The organism is Rhizobium sp. IY2, assembly GCF_047532935.1.
In the GTDB taxonomy this organism is placed as follows: Bacteria; Pseudomonadota; Alphaproteobacteria; order Rhizobiales; family Rhizobiaceae; genus Rhizobium; species Rhizobium anhuiense.
In genome coordinates this window covers 62,247-79,363 of record NZ_JBLKNU010000013.1, presented here as the reverse complement: position 1 = coordinate 79,363, position 17,117 = coordinate 62,247, and the positions used below count along the sequence as shown (strand labels likewise).

Genomic DNA, 17,117 nt, shown 5'->3' with positions numbered 1-17,117 from the left:
GAGCCTGTAATGCGTGCCGGAATCGACAAGGCTGGAATGGACGCCCTGGAACACGACCATGTCTTCCTCGGCGCCGATCACACGCGCAATGAGCGGCGCATCTGGCTGGTGATCGCGCTGACGGCGGTGATGATGGTGGCGGAAATCGCCGCCGGCACCGTCTACGGCTCCATGGCCCTTGTTGCCGACGGCTGGCACATGTCGACCCATGCCAGTGCGCTGCTGATTTCGGCGCTCGCCTATCTCTTCGCCCGTCGGCAGGCGCGCAATCCGCGCTTCACCTTCGGCACCGGCAAGCTCGGCGATCTCGCCGGCTTTGCCAGCGCCATCGTCCTTGCCCTGATTGCCCTGCTGATGGCCTGCGAAAGCCTGCTGCGCCTTTCTAACCCCGTGCCGATCGGTTTTGCCCAGGCGATTGCCGTTGCGGTCATCGGCCTTGCTGTCAACCTCGCCAGCGCCTGGCTGCTCGCCGGCGGCGGCCATGCCGCGCATGGCCATCATATGCACGGGCATGGCCAGCATGCGCACCATGGCCACCATCATCACGCTCACGGCCACCACGGACATGGCGATCACGGGCGCCATGGACATGGCGACCACGCCCACACCGCAAAGACCGGCGACAACAATATCCGCGCCGCCTATCTGCATGTGATCGCCGATGCCCTGACCTCGGTGCTCGCCATCGCGGCGCTGACGCTCGGCAGCCTTTACGGCTGGCTCTGGCTCGATCCCATCATGGGCATCGTCGGCGGGTTCGTCATCGCCAACTGGTCCTGGAGCCTGATGAAATCCTCGGGCGGCGTCCTTCTCGACGTCGTCCCCGAAGGCGAGACGCTGCCGACCGAAATCCGCGGCGCCATCGAGACCGAGGACGACCGGATCACCGATCTGCATGTCTGGCAGGTCGGCCCCGGCCATCATGCGGCAATCGTCGCCGTCCTCACCTCGCAGCCGCGCGATCCGGCCTTCTACAAGGGCAGGCTTTCGGCGCTGACGGAATTGTCGCATGTGACGGTCGAGGTCACCCGCGCCGCGTGACCAGTGCGGACGATAGAGGTCGCTCGGCGGGCGAAGAAGTCGCCGCGTTGACGACAAGTCGCCGCAATCGCTCCTTAGCTCTGTCCTCCCACCCGCCGGAGGATTTCATGGATCTCAGTTTGACCCGCCGCATGCTGCTCGGCTCGGCCCTTTGCCTGCCTGCGATGGGCCTGCCCGCGCTGGTGCTTCCCGCCAATGCCGAGGAGGGGACCAAGGAGGAGAATACCGAGAAGGGCGACGACGACATCCAGCACCGCCTTGCTGCGCTCGAAAAACGCACCGGCGGCCGTCTCGGCGTTTCGGTGCTCGACACTGAAACGAGCATCTCCTTCGGCTATCGCGGCAGCGAAGCCTTTCCGATGTGCAGCACCTTCAAGGCGCTGGCAGCAGGTTTCGTGCTGGCCCGTGTCGACAAGGGCGAGGAGAAGCTCGACCGGCGGGTGACTTATGGCAAGGACAAACTCGTCGACTATTCGCCGCTCAGCGAAAAACATGCGGGCACCGACGGCATGACCGTTGCTGAACTCTGCGAGGCGGCGGTGACCGTCAGCGACAATACCGCCGGCAACCTGCTGCTCGAAAGTTTTGGCGGGCCGGCAGGACTGACCGATTGGCTGCGCTCGATCGGCGATGGCGCCACGCGTCTCGACCGCACCGAACCGACGCTGAACGAGGGCAAAAAGGGCGATCCGCGCGACACGACGACCCCGGAGGCGATGCTCGACACGCTCGGCAATCTGACGCTCGGCTCGGTGCTTGCCGAGGCTTCCTGCGACCGGCTGATCGCCTGGCTGGTGGCCAGCACCACAGGCAAGGAACGGCTGCGGGCCGGCCTGCCCCAGGATTGGAAGGTCGGTGACAAGACCGGCACCGGCCCGAACGGCACTCTCGGCGATATCGCCGTCATCTGGCCCCCGGATCGCGGCCCGATCGTCGCCGCCGTCTATATCGCCGAGGCGACCGCACCGGTGACGGAACTCAACCCGGTCTTCGCCGAAGTCGGCCGCATGATCGTCGAGATGGTGTGAATCGGGAGAAAGCTGACGCGGGTTTCCCGCGAGTTGTATGAAATCCTGAAACCAGCCCCTCATCCGCTTGCCGGCATCCTCTCCCCGTAAACGGGGCGAAGAGACCATGCCGCGCCGCCTTCCTCAACCTCGAGGCCGCGTTTGGCACGTCCCTTCTCCCCGCGAGCGGGGGTCCGAAGGACGGGTCGAGACGAGGGGCTCGACCCCGGTAAGGTTAGGGTGAGGGGCAAGCCACAGGCAGTGAGGGGCTGCCATGGGCGCGAACCGAAGAGCCTTGGGCCATCAAGGCAGCGTGTAGGCGATCACGTAATCGCCGGGCTTCGTGCCGACCGAGCCGTGGCCGCCGGCGACCATGACGACATATTGTTTGTTGTCATCAGCCATATAGGTCATCGGCGTCGCCTGGCCGCCGGCGGGAAGCCGTCCCTGCCAGAGCTGCCGCCCACTCGTCACGTCGTAAGCGCGCAGATAGTTGTCGACCGCAGCCCCGAGGAAGGCGACGCCGCCCTTGGTCAGCATCGGCCCGCCGATGCCCGGCACGCCCACCTTGAAGGGCAGGGGCAGCGGCGTCATGTCATGCACGGTGCCGTTCTTGTGCATATAGGCGATCTTGCCTGTGCGCAGGTCGACGCCGGCGACATAGCCCCAGGGCGGCGCCTGGCAGGGGATTTTGAGCAGTCCGAGGAAGGGACCCATGAAGACGCCGTAGGGCGCGCCGTCATTGCGGTTGAGTCCCTGTTCGCTGCCCTTCTCGTCCTGGCCCCTCGGCGGAATGTCGGCCGCCGGCACCAGGCGCGAGGTGAAGGCGAGATAGGTCGGCATGCCGAACATGATCTGCCGCTCCGGATCCACCGCCACCGAGCCCCAGTTGAAGGTGCCGAAATTGCCGGGATAGACGATCGTGCCTTTGAGCGAAGGCGGGGTGTAGCGGCCCTCGTAGCGATAACGGTGGAAGTCGATGCGGCAGGCGAGCTGGTCGAACAGCGACACGCCCCACATGTCCTTTTCCTGAAGCGGCTCGGGCGAGAAGGTGAGATCGGAGATCGGCTGGGTCGGCGAGGTATGATCGCCGGCCACGGCGCCGCCCGGCGCCGGGATTTCCTTGACCGGAATGATCGGTTCGCCGGTCCGCCGGTCGAGCACATAGATATCGCCCTGCTTGGTCGGGCCGACGAGGGCGGGAACGGTCGTGCCGTCCTGCTTCCTCAGATCGATCAGAACGGGCTGTGCCGGCACGTCCATGTCCCAGAGGTCGTGATGCACGGTCTGGCGCACCCAGCGCAGCTGGCCGGTGGCGATATCGAGCGCGACGATCGATGAGGAGAATTTCTCGACATTGTCGCTGCGGTTGATACCGAGCTGATCAGGCACCTGGTTGCCGAGCGGGAGGTAGACCATGCCGAGCGCCTCGTCGACGCTGAAGACCGACCAGCTGTTCGGCGAATTGGTGGTATAGGTCTGCCCGTTGGCGAGCGGCGTCGTCACGTCGGGATTGCCGGAATCCCAGTTCCAGATGAGCGCGCCGGTATTGATGTCGAAGGCGCGGATGACGCCGGACTGCTCCTGGGTGGAGTAGTTGTCGTTGACCGCCCCGCCGATGATGATCTTGCCCGCCACCGCGACCGGCGGCGAGGTGGAATAATAATAGCCGGCCGGGTTGTAGCGCATACCGGCTTCCAGATGCAGCACGCCCTGATCGGCAAAGCTGGTGCAGATCTTCCCGTCCGCCGCATCGAGCGCGATCAGCCGGGCGTCCGAGGTCGGCAGATAGACGCGCTCGGCGCAGGGCTGGCCGGCAGCAACGGTTGGATCGGCATAATAGGTGACGCCGCGGCAGGTCTGATGCTGCCGGTCGGGGTTCATGCCGGAGTTGGCGTCGTACTTCCATTTCTCCTTGCCGGTCTTGGCGTCGAGCGTGATCGCCCAATTATGCGGCGTGCAGAGATAGAGCGTGTCCTTCACCTTGAGCGGCGTCACCTGATAGGTGGTCTCGCCGACATCCTCCGGCCGCTTGACGTCGCCGGTCTGGTATCGCCACACCTCCTTAAGGGTGGAGACGTTTTCGGCGGTGATCTGGTCGAGCGGCGAATAGCGCTGGCCGAAGGGCGTGCGGCCGTATTGATGCCATTCGCCGTCCGGCACGCCGCCGCCGAAGGCGGGGCTGGCGGCGACCTTATCGGTCGGCAGATCGCCGGCAAGATCATGCGGATCTGTGGTCATCGAATAGAGGGCGACGAGGATGGCGAGGATGACAGGTATGGCGAGCGGCCAGGGATTGGCGCCGTAAGTGAAGCCGGTCGGGCTGCGAAGGCCGAGCGGCCGGCGGATCCCGGGCGTCAGCAGCCAGAGCCCGAGCAGGATGATCATGCCGCCGCGCGGGCCCAACTGCCACCAGTCGAAGCCGACCTCCCACACCGCCCAGCCGAGTGCGGCGATGACCAGCACCGCATAGACCCAGAGCGCCACCGCCTTGCGCATCAGCAGCAGCCCGGCGGTGATCAGGAACATCAGCCCGGCGAACAGATAAAAGACGCTGCCGCCGAGCGTGACGAGCCACAGCCCGCCGCCGCCGAGGGCCAGCCCGATGATGATGAAGAAGATGGAGGTGATGACGATCGCCATAAGGCTGTATCTCCCGCTGAGGTTCGCCGGGGTGAGGGATCGGCGGAAAAGTCCCGCCGATCAGCCAGATAGCGCGAAGGAGATGCCTTTCAACGGCCACAATTGCCGCAGGCTGTCGTCACATTTTGGATACCCTGAACTGGGCTTGATGCTGGTTGTGAGGAGATGACGACGCCTGTTACGTCCCGCAGAAGGTCGCGAGCACCCGTTCATCCGGCTTCGGCGGTTGCCGATAGGCGGCAAAGCCCGGCTGATCCTCATAGGGTTTTGAAAGCACGGTCAGCAGCGCCTCGAACAGCGAGAAATCGCCGTTCTCGACCGCGGCCTCAATCGCCTGCTCGACCCGGTGATTGCGTGGAATGAAGGCCGGATTGACGCTACGCATGGCAATGGCGCGCTCGGTGGCCGACTGCGGATCGCGCGACAGCCGCTCGCGCCACTGCGCAAGCCAGGCGCCGCAGGCCTCCGGTTCGCGGAAACTCGCCGCAAAACCCGGCTCTGCCGCGTCATCGCCGGCAAGATCCGACAGCCGCCGGAAGGTCAGGGTGAAATCGGCGGCCTGCGTCTGCATCAGCGACAGCAGTGCCTGCACCAGTTCGAGATCGCCATCCTCTTGCCCGGCAAGGCCGATCTTCTCTCGCATGCCGGCCAGCCAATGCGCCTGGAACCGTTCGCCATAATTCTTGATCACCACATTCGCCTTGTCGACGGCGCTGTCGGGATTGGCGTCGATCAGCGACAGCAGTGTCTCGCCGAGCCTTGCGAGGTTCCATTGGCCGATGCCCGGCTGGTTGGCATAGGCATAACGCCCGTGCTGGTCGATCGACGAGAAGACGGTCGCCGGGTCATAGGTATCCATGAAGGCGCAGGGGCCGAAATCGATGGTCTCGCCGGAGACGGTCATATTGTCGGTATTCATCACGCCATGGATAAATCCGACATGCAGCCAGCGGGCGATCAACGCCGCCTGACGCTCGGAGACCGCATCGAAAAGCGCGAGATAGGGGTTCTCGGCCTCTTTCAGCGCCGGATAATGCCGGTCGATCACATAGTCGGCCAGCGCCCGCACGCCGTCGGTGTCGCCCCTGGCCGCGAAATACTGGAAGGTGCCGACACGGATATGGCTGGCTGCGACGCGGGTGAAGACCGCCCCCGGCAGCACCTCTTCGCGATAGACCGGCTCGCCTGTCGTCACCGCCGCCAGCGCCCGCGTGGCGGGTATGTCGAGCGCAAACATCGCCTCGCTGATGATATATTCCCTGAGCACCGGCCCGATTGCCGCCCGGCCGTCGCCGCGACGCGAAAAAGGCGTCGGGCCCGCACCCTTCAGCTGGATGTCATAGCGCTTGCCGTTGCGGTCGATCACCTCGCCGAGAAGGATCGCCCGCCCGTCGCCGAGCTGCGGCGAGAAGCCGCCGAACTGATGCCCGGCATAGGCCATGGCCAGCGGTTCGGCCCCTTCGGGCAGGAGATTTCCGGAAAAGATCGCCGCACCGTCGCGGCGCAGGGCCTCGACGTCAAGCCCGAGCTCGGCGGCGAGCGGCTCGTTCAGCTTGATCAGCCAGGGCTCCGCCACCGGCGTCGGCGCCTGCGGCGCAAAGAAGTGCTGAGGCAAGCCGACATAGCTGTTGTCGAACGGAAAGGCCGCACTGGGCCGGTTTGTCTGCAGGGCGGAGGTCATCACTCATAGGTAGGGCTGGGATGCATGCCGCGCAAGCCGGGAGATGAAGACCTTCACGAAGAGCGGACGAGTGCAAGGAATCGTGATCTGCCTTTACCTCTCGTCAAAGCAGCTTTGCCATAAAGGACATAGCGCCGCCATGATCGCCGGCGTATAGCAAATCGTCTCCCCTTGGCCTTGCGCCATGTCATCTCCGCGGCCCAGCTGCTTCGTGTGCTCCGCCGCGCCACCGCGAGTGATTCCGGACGATGTCGGATCAGATTTACCAGGCGCCGATGGTTCGGCGCGCCGCGCCCAATTTCCGGGTGATCGCGATGATTGTCGCGAGTGCGATGCTGATGGAAAATATCGATGCGACCGTACTGGCGACGGCGCTGCCCACAATGGCGCGCGATTTCGCCGTCAGCGCGCCGGCCATGTCGATCGCGCTCACCTCCTATCTCCTGAGCCTTGCGATCTTCATTCCGGCAAGCGGCCGGATGGCCGACAGTTTCGGCTCGCGCACCGTCTTCCGCGCCGCCATCGCCGTCTTCGTCGCCGGCTCCATCCTTTGTGCGCTCGCGCCGACGCTGTCCTTCCTGGTGCTGGCGCGGCTGCTGCAGGGCATGGGTGGCGCGATGATGATGCCGGTCGGGCGCCTGGTGCTGATGCGCAGCGTCGACCGCAAGGATATGGTCAGCGCCATGTCATGGCTGCTCGTGCCGGCGCTGATCGGCCCGATCATCGGTCCGCCGCTCGGCGGCTTCATCGTCACCTATCTCGACTGGCGCTGGATCTTCTATATCAACGTGCCGGTCGGCATCATCGGCATGATCTTCGTCTCGATCTACATTGACGAGGTGAAGGGCAAGGCCAGCGGTCCCTTCGATACAATCGGCTTCATCCTCTCCGGAATCTCGCTCGGCTCGCTGCTCTTCGGCTTCGAAATGTCGAGCCATGAAGGCGAGGGCGCCTTCTCGATCTTCCTGATCGCCCTTGGCCTCATCTTCGGCATCGCCTATCTCAAGCATGCCCGCAAGCACCCGTCGCCGATCATGGATTTCTCGCTGATGAAGGTCCCGAGTTTCGGCACGTCAGTCATCGCCGGTTCGTTGACGCGCATCACGCAAGGGGCGCAGCCCTTCCTGCTGCCGCTGCTTTTCCAGATCGGCTTCGGCCTGTCTGCCGCCGCGGCCGGCCAGATCGTCATCGCCACCGCGATCGGCGCGCTCGCCATGAAGCCGATGGCGAAGTTCGTCTTCAGCCGGCTGGGCTTCCGCCGCAGCCTCGTCCTCAACGGCATCTTCGGCACGATTGGCTATGGCCTCTGCGCCGCCTTCCGGCCGGATTGGCCGATGCCGCTGATCTTCGTCGTCCTGGTGCTCAGCGCCTTCTTCCTGTCGTTCCAGTTCACCGCCTATAACACCATTGCCTATGACGAGATCGACAAGGAGCGGATGAGCTCGGCCACCAGCTTCTACACCACCTTCCAGCAGCTGATGCTGTCGCTCGGCATCTGCATCGGCGCCTTGGCGCTGCACGGCTCCATGGCCCTGTCAGGCGCCGAAACGCCTGCTCTCGGCGATTTTTCGGCCGCCTTCGTCGTCGTCACGATCATCTCGATCACCGCGACCTTCTGGAACCTGCGCTTCTCCCCGACCGCCGGCGAGGAGATCAGCGGCTACAAGGCCAAACCGTCGAAAGGCGCCGCCAAAGGCTGACGCCGGCTTTCCCTTCGTCAGAAGCCGACCGGCGCCCGCAGCCGCCTGCGTCGCGAGGACCGGCCCTCGCGCCAGTCCGCCTCAAGCCCATAGGTCACCTGGCCGTCGAAGCCGCCGAAGGCGAGATCGCTATCGCGCAGCGCCACCTCCACGGCCGCCTCAGGCTCGGGGCGCCTGTGCCGTCCCGTGATCGCAAGCCACAGATCGTGCCAGCCGTGCTCCCGTGTCACCACTCCCATCATCGTCCATCCAATCGTCATTCTCTCCTCCCTCTCAGGTCGTCACGCCGCCTGCGGCAGGCATGCCTCGCAGATCGCTGCAACATGGCGGTGGTCGGTGCCGCAGCAGCCGCCGAGCACGCGCACCGCGGGCATGCGGCCGAGCAGTTTGCGGTAGCGGCGGCCGAGATCTGCGGGATCGCCGGCATCCAGCGTCTCGCTATTGTCCAGCTGCTCGTGGCTCATGGTCGAGGCATTGGCGCGGATGCCGGAAATGCGCTTCACCCAGGCGCTTTCGGGATCGAGCGCGGCTTCGAAATGCGTCGGATGCGCGCAGTTGATCATGTAATAGGCCGGCGCCCCGCCGGTGGCCGCATCCGTCGTCTCGATGGCGTCCTGAATGCTGCGGCCCGTCACCAGCCGGCCATCCGTCTCCAGCGTGAAGGAGATGGCCGAGGGCATGCCGAGCGCCTGTGCCGCCCGCGCCACGCCGATCGCCTCGTCGATATTGGTCAGCGTAAAAGCGCTGACCATATCGGCCTCCGTGCCGACGAAAGCCGCGATCTGGAAGGCGTGGTAGTCCTCCGCCTCGGCCGCATCCATGATGCCCGCCTTATAACCGTCACCGCGCGGGCCGATCGCGCCGCTGATGACGATCTGCTGCTCCGGCCGCTCATAGGCGCTGCGCAAGCCGACGAGCAGGTCGACGGCCTCCTCGTTGACCGCCTTCAAGGCTTCGCTGGTATAGCCGAGCTTCTGCCCCCAGTCCGGATTGGCCCGCCATGTGGCAGTGTCGAGCACGAAGCCTGTGCCGTGGCGCCGTGCGATATCGAGGTAGCGGCGATAGTAATTCCGCATGCGCTGCCGCCCCTCTTCGGAAGCCAGCAATATGAAGGCGGCAAAATGCGGAAGTTCGATCCCTTCGTGAAAGATCAACGTCGTTTCCATGCCGCCATCGGTAATGAAGGTGCCGCCTTTGAGTTGCGGCAAACCGTTTCTGTACTTTGCCATTGTGAAGTCTCTCCCTCGCAGCGCCAGAAACGGCTGCTGTCGATGAATGATGTTCTGACGCTTATTCGGCTGCCAAACTAGACGACTTGAGGTATACTCCAGGCGGTTTTGGTTTTTGCCGATGGATATCAATTGCTTGCTTCACTCGATGCTGCCGGGGCGATGGCAGATCTGAATATGCGGCGCTGAAAACCGTACCGCCGGTACAGGAGCCAGGGCAGGAGGGGACATGCGAAAGGGCGAGGAAACGCGGACCCGCATCCTCGATGTGGCCGAAGCGGCGGTCTTGCAGAAGGGTTTCGGCGGCACCTCCATCGAGGAGCTGATCGCCGAGACCGGCATCACCAAGAGCGGCTTCTTCTATCATTTCCGGGACAAGAACGAGCTCGCCAAGGCGCTGCTCAACCGCTACATCGAAAATGACGAGCGCATCTACGATGAGATCTTCAGCCGCGCGCGCGATCTGGTCGACGATCCGCTGCAATCCTTCCTGCTCGGTCTGAAGCTGCTGTCCGAACTGCTCTCCGACCTGCCGAACGGCCATCCCGGCTGCCTCGTGGCGACCGTCTGCTACTACGAGCGGTTGTTCGACCGCGAGATACAGGAGACCAATCGGAATGCGGTGCTTGCATGGCGGCGCCGTTTCGGCCGCATGCTGCGGGAGATCATGGCCATCTATCCGCCGCGCGAACCCGTCAATGTCGACCAGCTCGCCGACATGGTGTCCTCCGTCCTGGAAGGCGGCATCGTCCTGTCGAAGACGCTGAAGGAGCCGAACACGCTGGCCGAACAGGTGCTGATGCTGCGCACCTTCGTGAAGATGCTCTTTCTGCCGGTGGTGGAAATGCCGAGGGCGTCGGGCGATTCAACTTTTCTTGGAAGCGCAGAACCGCACTGACTTTTTGAGGCCCCTCAGTCCTTGCGCTTCCAGCGCCGCTGCCAATTCGGCGAGCTTGCGCACGGTATTGAGATTGCGCGAGGTTGCGGGCTTCAGCGCCGACAGTTTCAGCTTCGAGCGGCCGGATCCATTGGGATAATGCACATAGATTTCCCGGCCGGCGAGCTTGGCCTCCTCGCCATCGGGCGCCACCATCTTTTCCAGCGCATCACCGGGTGCCTTTTCGGGCAGGAAGTGGACGAGCAGGAAGTTCGGCTTGGCCTCGGGAAAGGGGGCGTCGGCAGCGATCTTGTCGAGTTCTTTGCGGCTGCGCACCATCACCCCTGGCCGCTTGCCCATCTTTTTGCCGAGCGCTTCGTCGAGCCGCTCCTCCACCGTCTTTTCCGCCTCGTCCGAGCGGAAAAGCACGTTGCCGCTCTGGATGTAGGTCTTCACCTCGGTAAAGCCGAGGCCTTCGCAGACTGCCTTCAGCTCGGCCATCGGCAGAGAGCTGGTGCCGCCGACATTGACGGCGCGGAGTAGGGCGACATAGACGGGCATTTCTCTCTCCCTGGCCTCTGTGACGCCCCACCCAACCCTTACATCTTCCCCGCAACCTTGATCGCAAACGCATACTCGAAGGCGATCTCTTCCAGCCGCTGGAAGCGGCCCGAAGCGCCGCCATGGCCGGCGTCCATATTCGTCTTGAGCAGGATCGGCGCGTCGCCGGTCGTCTTATCGCGCAGCTTCGCCACCCATTTGGCCGGCTCCCAATAGGTGACGCGCGGGTCCGTCAGGCCGCCGAGCGCCAGAACCGGCGGGTAGGCTTTCGCACCGACATTGTCATAGGGCGAGTAGGAGGCGATCTGCTCGTATTCTTCCTTGCTGTCGATCGGGTTGCCCCATTCCGGCCACTCGGGCGGGGTGAGCGGCAGCGTATCGTCCAGCATGGTGTTGAGCACGTCGACGAAGGGAACGGCGGCAATGATGCCGGCGAACTTCTCCGGCGCCATATTGGCAACCGCGCCCACCAGCATGCCGCCGGCCGATCCGCCCTCGGCGATGATCTTCGCGTAAGAGGTGAACTTCTGTTGATTCAGATAATCGGCCGCGGCGACGAAGTCCTTGAAGGTATTCGTCTTCTTGTCCATCTTGCCGTCTTCGTACCAGGCAAACCCCTTGTCCTTGCCGCCGCGGATATGGGCGATGGCATAGACGAAGCCGCGGTCGGCGAGCGACAAGCAATTGGTGTTGAAGCCGGCCGGAATGGTGATGCCGTAGGCGCCGTAGCCGTAGAGAAGGCAGGGTGCCGTGCCGTCGAGGGGGGTATCCCGGCGATAGAGCAGGGTGACCGGCACCTTCTCGCCATCCCAGGCCGGGGCGAAGACGCGGCGGGTGATGTAGTCGTCGGGATTGTGGCCGGACGGCACCTCCTGCGTCTTCAACAGCGTGCGTTCGCGCGTCACCATGTTGTAGTCGTAGAGCTGCGACGGTGTCGTCATCGAGGAATAGGAGAAGCGGATGATATCCGTGTCGTATTCGGCTGCACCCTGCAGCCCCAGCGAATAGGCTTCCTCGGCAAAGGCGATCGCATGCTCCTCGCCGGTCGCCCGGTCGCGGATCATGATCTGCGGCAGCCCGTCCTTGCGCTCCAGCCAGAGGAGATGGCGGGCATAGGCCATGTGGCTGATAACAAGCGTGCCGGGCTTGTGCGGCACCACTTCGCGCCAGTTTTCCTTGCCCGGCTTATCAACCGGCGCTTCCATGATCTTGAAATCCTTGGCGCCGCCGTCATTGGTCAGGATGTAGAAGACGTCGCCGCCCTCGGTCAGCGAATATTCGATGCCTTCCTCGCGCGCCGCCACAAGCTTCGGCTCGGCGGTCAGGTCCTTGGTCGACAGCAGCCGGTATTCGCTGGTCTCGTGGTCGTGAATATCGACATAGATGAAATCGTCGAGCAGCGAGCCGCCGACGCCCATGAAGAAGCCGGCATCCGGCTCTTCATAGACCAGCCGGTCTTCCGACTGCGGCTGGCCGAGAATGTGGTGGAATACCTTCGACGGCCGGTGGTTCTCGTCCAGCGCCGAATAGAAGAAGCTCTTGCCGTCGGGCGCCCAGACGCCGCCGCCGCCGGTATTCTCGATCCGGTCGGCAAGGTCCTCGCCGGTTGAGAGATCGCGGACCTGCAGCGTGAAGAATTCCGAGCCCTTGTCGTCATAGCCCCAGATGCCGCGGCTGTGGTCGCTCGTATGGTCGAGACCGGCGAGGCGGAAATAGGCCTTGCCGGCGGCCTCCTTGTCGCCGTCGAGCAGCACGGTGCGGATCGTCTCGTCGGCGACATTGCCGTCGCGGGCGATGCGGAAATAGCGCGGCTGTTCGCCGCCGGTGACATAAAAGGTGCCGTAGGCATAGGCGCCGTCCTTCATCGGCACCGAGCTGTCGTCCTCCTTGATGCGGCCGCGCATTTCGGAAAACAACACCTTCTGCAGCGGCTTGGTGTCTTCCATCGCTGCGTTCATATAGGCGTTTTCGGCTTCCAGATGCCGGCGGATATCAGGGTCGAGGATCGACGGATCCTTGAACATCGCCTGCCAGTTGTCGGCGCGCAGCCAGGCATAATCGTCCGTGCGGGTAATGCCGTGGCGCATATCGGAGATCGGCTTCTTCGGTGCGGCAGGCGGTGTCGGCAGACTTTTGAAAACGGACAAGGAATGGCTCCGGTGGGAATGTCGGGTTGGCAAGAGATAGAGGCGCACCGGCCCCGGATCAAGCGGCAAGGATGCGCCAAGGGTCGAGGTGCCCTTCCACAGGCAAGGAGGGCGCTCTGCCCGCCTTGCCTTGATGTCACCACAATATTTAAGAAAGTCCGCTCTCGTTGCGCGAAATTTGCACGTGCCAAGCCTCCGGCAAGCCGTCGGTGGCAGGGTGAAGAATGGACAACAGTAAGGGATTTTCTCCACAATGCCGAAACGTCTGCTCCTGTTTGTATCCCTCGCAAGCCTTGCTGCCCCCGCCTTCGCCGTCGATCCCGCCATCAAGAAGCAGCTGGAAAAACTCGATCCCTCGACCCGGCTGGAACAGAGCTGCGACACCGAGGCGATGAGCCGCATCAACAAGGACAGCACCGGCTTCAAGCCCGACAAGGTCATCGCCTATACGTTCAAGGACCCGATCCCCGGCGACAATTCGCTGCAGGCGCCGGGCGCGGTCTTCCGCAGCAAGGGCGACTGGTATCATCTCTCCTACAATTGCATCACCGGTCCGCAGCATATCAACGTGCGCGAGCTCAACTACGAGATCGGCGAGAAGGTGCCGCGCGAGAAGTGGGACAAGTATTATCTTTACGATTGATGCGGCTCCGTCCGCCCAAACGGGTGCGGTGACATCCGGCCACATGGCGCCGGGCAAACCCAACCGTTAGAACTGCCGGATCGAATCGTAGAAATCCACAATATGAACCGCATCCTGCTCGCTTCGGCGTTCCTACTGGCCAACATGTCCGCGGCATTGGCGGATGAAGTGCCGCCAACGCTGCCTGCCGCCGTTGGACCGGCCTCGGCCGTAATCAGCCCGGCCCCGAAGGCGCCGGCGCCAAAGCTCGTCGAGCCGCATCTGCATATCGCCCGCTCCAATCTTGCCGGCCACGCCCGCATTGCGCTGACCTTTGATGCCTGCATGGGCCAGGCGGACGAGCGCATCCTGTCGACGCTGGTGCGGGAACGCATCCCGGCGACGATCTTCGTCACCGCCCGCTGGCTGAAGCGCAATCCCGCTGCCGTCGCCGTGTTCCTGCAGAATCCCGATCTCTTCGAACTCGAAAACCATGGCGAGAACCATATTCCGGCCGTCGACACGCCGACGCTGATCTATGGCATCGCTTCCGCCGGATCACCGCAGGCGGTGCGGCAGGAAGTTGAAGGCGGCGCTGCCGCCATGGTCGCGGCCGGCATTCCGGCGCCGCACTGGTTCCGCGGCTCGACCGCCAAATACGATCTTTCCGCCATCGGCGAGATCCGCGCCATGGGTTATCGCATTGCCGGTTATTCGGTGAACGGCGACGGCGGCTCGCTGCTGGGAGCCGCGATCACCGAAAGGCGCATCGCTTCGGCCAGGGATGGCGATGTCGTCATCTCCCACGTCAACCAGCCGACCCATGCGGCCGGCGAGGGGGTGGCCAAGGCGTTGGTCGATCTGAAGGCCAAGGGGACCGAGTTCGTCCGCCTCGAGGACGTCGAGGACACTGGCGACGACAAGACGACGGAGTGATTTTGCGGCTGAAGGTATGCCAGGGGGGCGCCCACGCCACGACAGTCAATATGAGACCTTACCTCAGCTCCTTGCCCACCCGCACCACATCCTCTCCAAAACGACGCAAACCCGGTCCGTCCCTGTCGAGCGCGAAATCCTCGAACCAGTCGCGCTGCATGCCGGCCAGCATGGCGCCGATCATCTGCGCGGCGAGATAGGAAAAGGTGATGCCGTTGCCGCCGTAGCCATAGGCGGCGAACACATGCGGCGTCTCCGGCACCGGGCCGATCAGCGGCAGGCCGTCGACCGTCTCACCGAAGGTGCCGCTCCAGGCGTGTTCCACCCGCGTATCCGCCTTCGGCCACAGCCGCTTCATCTTCTCCCGGATCGCCGTGATCTTGGCCGGCAGCTTGCGGTCGCGCGTCTGCGCGTCGATCGTCTCGTCATCCTCGCCGCCGGCGACGATGCGATTGTCCGCGGTCGTCCGCATGTAGAGATAGGGGTGGCTGTCCTCCCAGATCAGCGCCCTGTCGCGCCAGAAATGTGCCGGGTCCTGCGGCACGGTGGCGAGCGCCCAGCTCGAACTCGACCGATGCAGCTTCGGCATGTCGAGGCCCGGCATCGAATAGCCGGTCGCCAGCACGACATGCCGCGTCTCGATCAGATGGCCTCCATCCGTCTCCATCGTGACGTGATCGCCTTCGCTGTGAAGTGCCGTCACGGAAGCGTTGACCAGCCGCGCGCCGCGCCGTATCGCCATCTCCAGCAGCGCCCAGGTGAGAAGCAACGGATCGCATTCCGCCGAGCCCGGCGAATAGATCGCGCCATCCCGGTCGAGTTCGAATTGGGTGAAGAGATCGGGATGTTCGAGATAGACGCCGGGCAGGCCGGCCCGGCGGCGAAGCTGGCGCTCCTCCAGGAGATTGCGTGCGCCTTCCTGATTGGCGGCGAGATAGAGCGTGTTGCGCGGCCGGAAGCCGCAGGCAATCCCATTGGTGGCGATCAGCTTGGAAAGGCCGGCCACCGCGGCACCGCTGCGGCGGTAGATGCCGGCCGCGCGCTCGAAGCCATAATAATCCTCGAGCTCGGTGAGCGTGCTGTCGATTTCCCATTGCAGCATCGCCGTGCTCGCCGCGGTGCTGCCGAAACCGGGCTGCTCCCGGTCGATGACAACAACGGAAAAACCGCGCGCCGTCAGATGTTCGGCAACCAATGCGCCGGTGATGCCGCCGCCGATCACCGCGACGTCGGTGGAAAAGCTCTGCGCGATCGGCCGCCATTCCGGTCGTATGCCGCTTTTCCCCCAGAGAGAACGGCCGCTGACCATCTGGTCGTGATCGGATTCGGCAAGATCGAGATCAGCTGCCACGAACGTCCCCCCGGTTGATCATTTCGGCAATTGCGGCTGCGGTTTTTCCTCGATCAGCAGTTCGTCGATAACAGTCATGACGATCAGCGACAGCGGCAGCGCCAGCATGGCGCCGACGGCACCCCACATCCATGTCCAGAACAGGATGGCGAGAAAAACGACGAAGGGATTGATTTCCAACCGCCGCCCCATCACTGCGGGAAAGATCAGGTTCTCCATGAGGAGATGCACCGTGAAGAAGGCCGCGGCCGGCATCAGGCCGATGAGAAAGCCATCATGGGTGAGGATGCCGGCGACCGCGACGGCAAGCGTCATCAGCGTGATGCCAAGGTAAGGGATGAAGCTCGAGAGGAAGGCGAAGAAGCCCCAGAGCACCGGGGCAGACAGCCCGCCGGCATAGGCGATAACGGTCATGACGACGCCGAGCCCGACATAGATCAGCGAGGCCGTCGCGAAATAGAAGCCGAGCACCTGCTCGACAGCGTTGATGACGCGGATGGCTGCCAGCCGTTGCGTGCGGGTGCGGAAGGTCATGATGATCGTTTTGCGTAGGTTGACCCGACCAGCGAGGAAGAACAGCAGCGCCGCAAAGAATATCATCCCCTGCACCAGCGCCGGCGTCAGGCTGCTCGTCACCACATGCAGCACGTTGCCAGTGTTTTCGAGCAGTGCACCGATCGACATCGACCCGCTTTCGAATGTCGCTGGCGTAATATGCAGCCATCTGATGCGCTCGAGATAAGGCATGACGCGGTTGATGGTTCGCTCGGCGAAGGCCGGGCCTTCATTGGCAAACGTCATCAGCGGGTCGGCGAGCGAGTTGATAAGCAGGAAGATCACCAGCGCCACGCCGCTCGACAGCATGAAGGCGTTGGCAAGCCGCGGCACGCCCATCTTGCTGAGCTTTTCCGCCGCCATGCCGAGGATCATGCCGACGACGACGGCGAGCGTGATCGGAATGAGGATGAGCGACATCAGGTAGACGGCGGCAAGGAAGAGAATGCCGAAGATGCCGATGATCGCCCAGGCCATGGTGACATCGAGCCCGTCCTTTTCCAGACGGTGCAGCGGCGGCGGCGGCGGCAGTTCTTCCGCGGCTTCCTTCAGCGACTGTGCCCAGGCGCTGGTGTGGCGTTCGCCGATTGCGATCTTCTTTGCTTGTTTGCGGATGCCATTGGCGATGCCCATGCGGTGAGGTCCCCGAAGCCCCATTGCTTCCTCACGGAAACGCGCTGACAGGGTTCCGGTTCCGTGACGGGACTGACCATCCGATACGCTGCATGCCGCATGTCTTTGCGTCGACGGCATTGCTCCATGGCGCA

Annotated in this window: 14 protein-coding genes; 6 read left to right on the top strand and 8 right to left on the bottom strand. The window is 63.8% G+C overall.

What is annotated here, in order from left to right:
* The first annotated feature begins 9 nt into the window (after nt 1–9).
* Nucleotides 10–1,041, top strand: coding sequence for a CDF family Co(II)/Ni(II) efflux transporter DmeF (gene dmeF / locus ACMUVN_RS29235; RefSeq protein ID WP_414815826.1), 1,032 nt, complete (start codon nt 10–12; stop codon nt 1,039–1,041).
* Nucleotides 1,042–1,148: 107 nt separating this feature from the next.
* On the top strand, nt 1,149–2,069 hold the full coding sequence (bla, locus tag ACMUVN_RS29230) for a class A beta-lactamase (protein ID WP_097623232.1): 921 nt from the start codon (nt 1,149–1,151) through the stop codon (nt 2,067–2,069).
* A 282-nt stretch (nt 2,070–2,351) separates the two neighbouring features.
* On the opposite strand, the gene ACMUVN_RS29225 is transcribed toward bla, so the two are convergent.
* Both ACMUVN_RS29225 and ACMUVN_RS29220 read right to left on the bottom strand, forming a co-directional pair.
* Complete coding sequence (locus ACMUVN_RS29225) at nt 2,352–4,691, bottom strand: glucose/quinate/shikimate family membrane-bound PQQ-dependent dehydrogenase (protein WP_414815825.1); 2,340 nt, start codon at nt 4,689–4,691, stop codon at nt 2,352–2,354.
* Nucleotides 4,692–4,869: 178 nt separating this feature from the next.
* Entirely contained in the window at nt 4,870–6,372 is a 1,503-nt protein-coding gene (locus ACMUVN_RS29220) for a protein adenylyltransferase SelO (RefSeq protein WP_097623229.1), read from the bottom strand.
* A 248-nt stretch (nt 6,373–6,620) separates the two neighbouring features.
* Here ACMUVN_RS29220 and ACMUVN_RS29215 point away from each other — a divergent pair, with 248 nt between their 5' ends.
* The gene (locus ACMUVN_RS29215; protein ID WP_025570158.1) at nt 6,621–8,072 is read left to right on the top strand and encodes an MFS transporter; all 1,452 of its coding nucleotides are present in this window, start codon (nt 6,621–6,623) and stop codon (nt 8,070–8,072) included.
* A 17-nt stretch (nt 8,073–8,089) separates the two neighbouring features.
* On the opposite strand, the gene ACMUVN_RS29210 is transcribed toward ACMUVN_RS29215, so the two are convergent.
* Together ACMUVN_RS29210 and ACMUVN_RS29205 are read right to left on the bottom strand one after the other, a co-directional pair.
* Nucleotides 8,090–8,332, bottom strand: coding sequence for a hypothetical protein (locus ACMUVN_RS29210; protein WP_028756890.1), 243 nt, complete (start codon nt 8,330–8,332; stop codon nt 8,090–8,092).
* A 21-nt stretch (nt 8,333–8,353) separates the two neighbouring features.
* Complete coding sequence (locus ACMUVN_RS29205; RefSeq protein ID WP_168333971.1) at nt 8,354–9,301, bottom strand: homocysteine S-methyltransferase family protein; 948 nt, start codon at nt 9,299–9,301, stop codon at nt 8,354–8,356.
* Nucleotides 9,302–9,530: 229 nt separating this feature from the next.
* Between ACMUVN_RS29205 and ACMUVN_RS29200 the strand changes: the two genes are divergently transcribed.
* Nucleotides 9,531–10,199 carry a TetR/AcrR family transcriptional regulator gene (locus ACMUVN_RS29200; RefSeq protein WP_047614276.1) on the top strand — a complete coding sequence of 223 codons (669 nt, stop codon included), beginning with the start codon at nt 9,531–9,533 and terminating at the stop codon, nt 10,197–10,199.
* Here the strand turns inward: ACMUVN_RS29200 and ACMUVN_RS29195 are convergent.
* Together ACMUVN_RS29195 and ACMUVN_RS29190 are read right to left on the bottom strand one after the other, a co-directional pair.
* The gene (locus tag ACMUVN_RS29195; RefSeq protein ID WP_414815824.1) at nt 10,167–10,739 is read right to left on the bottom strand and encodes a DUF1697 domain-containing protein; all 573 of its coding nucleotides are present in this window, start codon (nt 10,737–10,739) and stop codon (nt 10,167–10,169) included. The two genes, ACMUVN_RS29200 and ACMUVN_RS29195, sit on opposite strands and share 33 nt — an antisense overlap.
* Nucleotides 10,740–10,777: 38 nt before the next feature.
* Entirely contained in the window at nt 10,778–12,886 is a 2,109-nt protein-coding gene (locus ACMUVN_RS29190; RefSeq protein WP_414815823.1) for a S9 family peptidase, read from the bottom strand.
* 253 nt (nt 12,887–13,139) lie between these two features.
* Between ACMUVN_RS29190 and ACMUVN_RS29185 the strand changes: the two genes are divergently transcribed.
* Both ACMUVN_RS29185 and ACMUVN_RS29180 read left to right on the top strand, forming a co-directional pair.
* Nucleotides 13,140–13,529, top strand: coding sequence for a DUF930 domain-containing protein (locus ACMUVN_RS29185; RefSeq protein WP_025570167.1), 390 nt, complete (start codon nt 13,140–13,142; stop codon nt 13,527–13,529).
* Between the two features lie 102 nt (nt 13,530–13,631).
* Nucleotides 13,632–14,444, top strand: coding sequence for a polysaccharide deacetylase family protein (locus tag ACMUVN_RS29180; RefSeq protein WP_063476645.1), 813 nt, complete (start codon nt 13,632–13,634; stop codon nt 14,442–14,444).
* 58 nt (nt 14,445–14,502) lie between these two features.
* Here the strand turns inward: ACMUVN_RS29180 and ACMUVN_RS29175 are convergent, their stop codons facing one another.
* Nucleotides 14,503–15,795: an NAD(P)/FAD-dependent oxidoreductase gene (locus ACMUVN_RS29175; RefSeq protein ID WP_063476646.1), complete on the bottom strand. Its 1,293-nt coding sequence runs from the start codon at nt 15,793–15,795 to the stop codon at nt 14,503–14,505.
* 18 nt (nt 15,796–15,813) lie between these two features.
* On the bottom strand, nt 15,814–16,983 hold the full coding sequence (locus tag ACMUVN_RS29170; protein ID WP_025570172.1) for an AI-2E family transporter: 1,170 nt from the start codon (nt 16,981–16,983) through the stop codon (nt 15,814–15,816).
* Nucleotides 16,984–17,117: the final 134 nt, after the last annotated feature.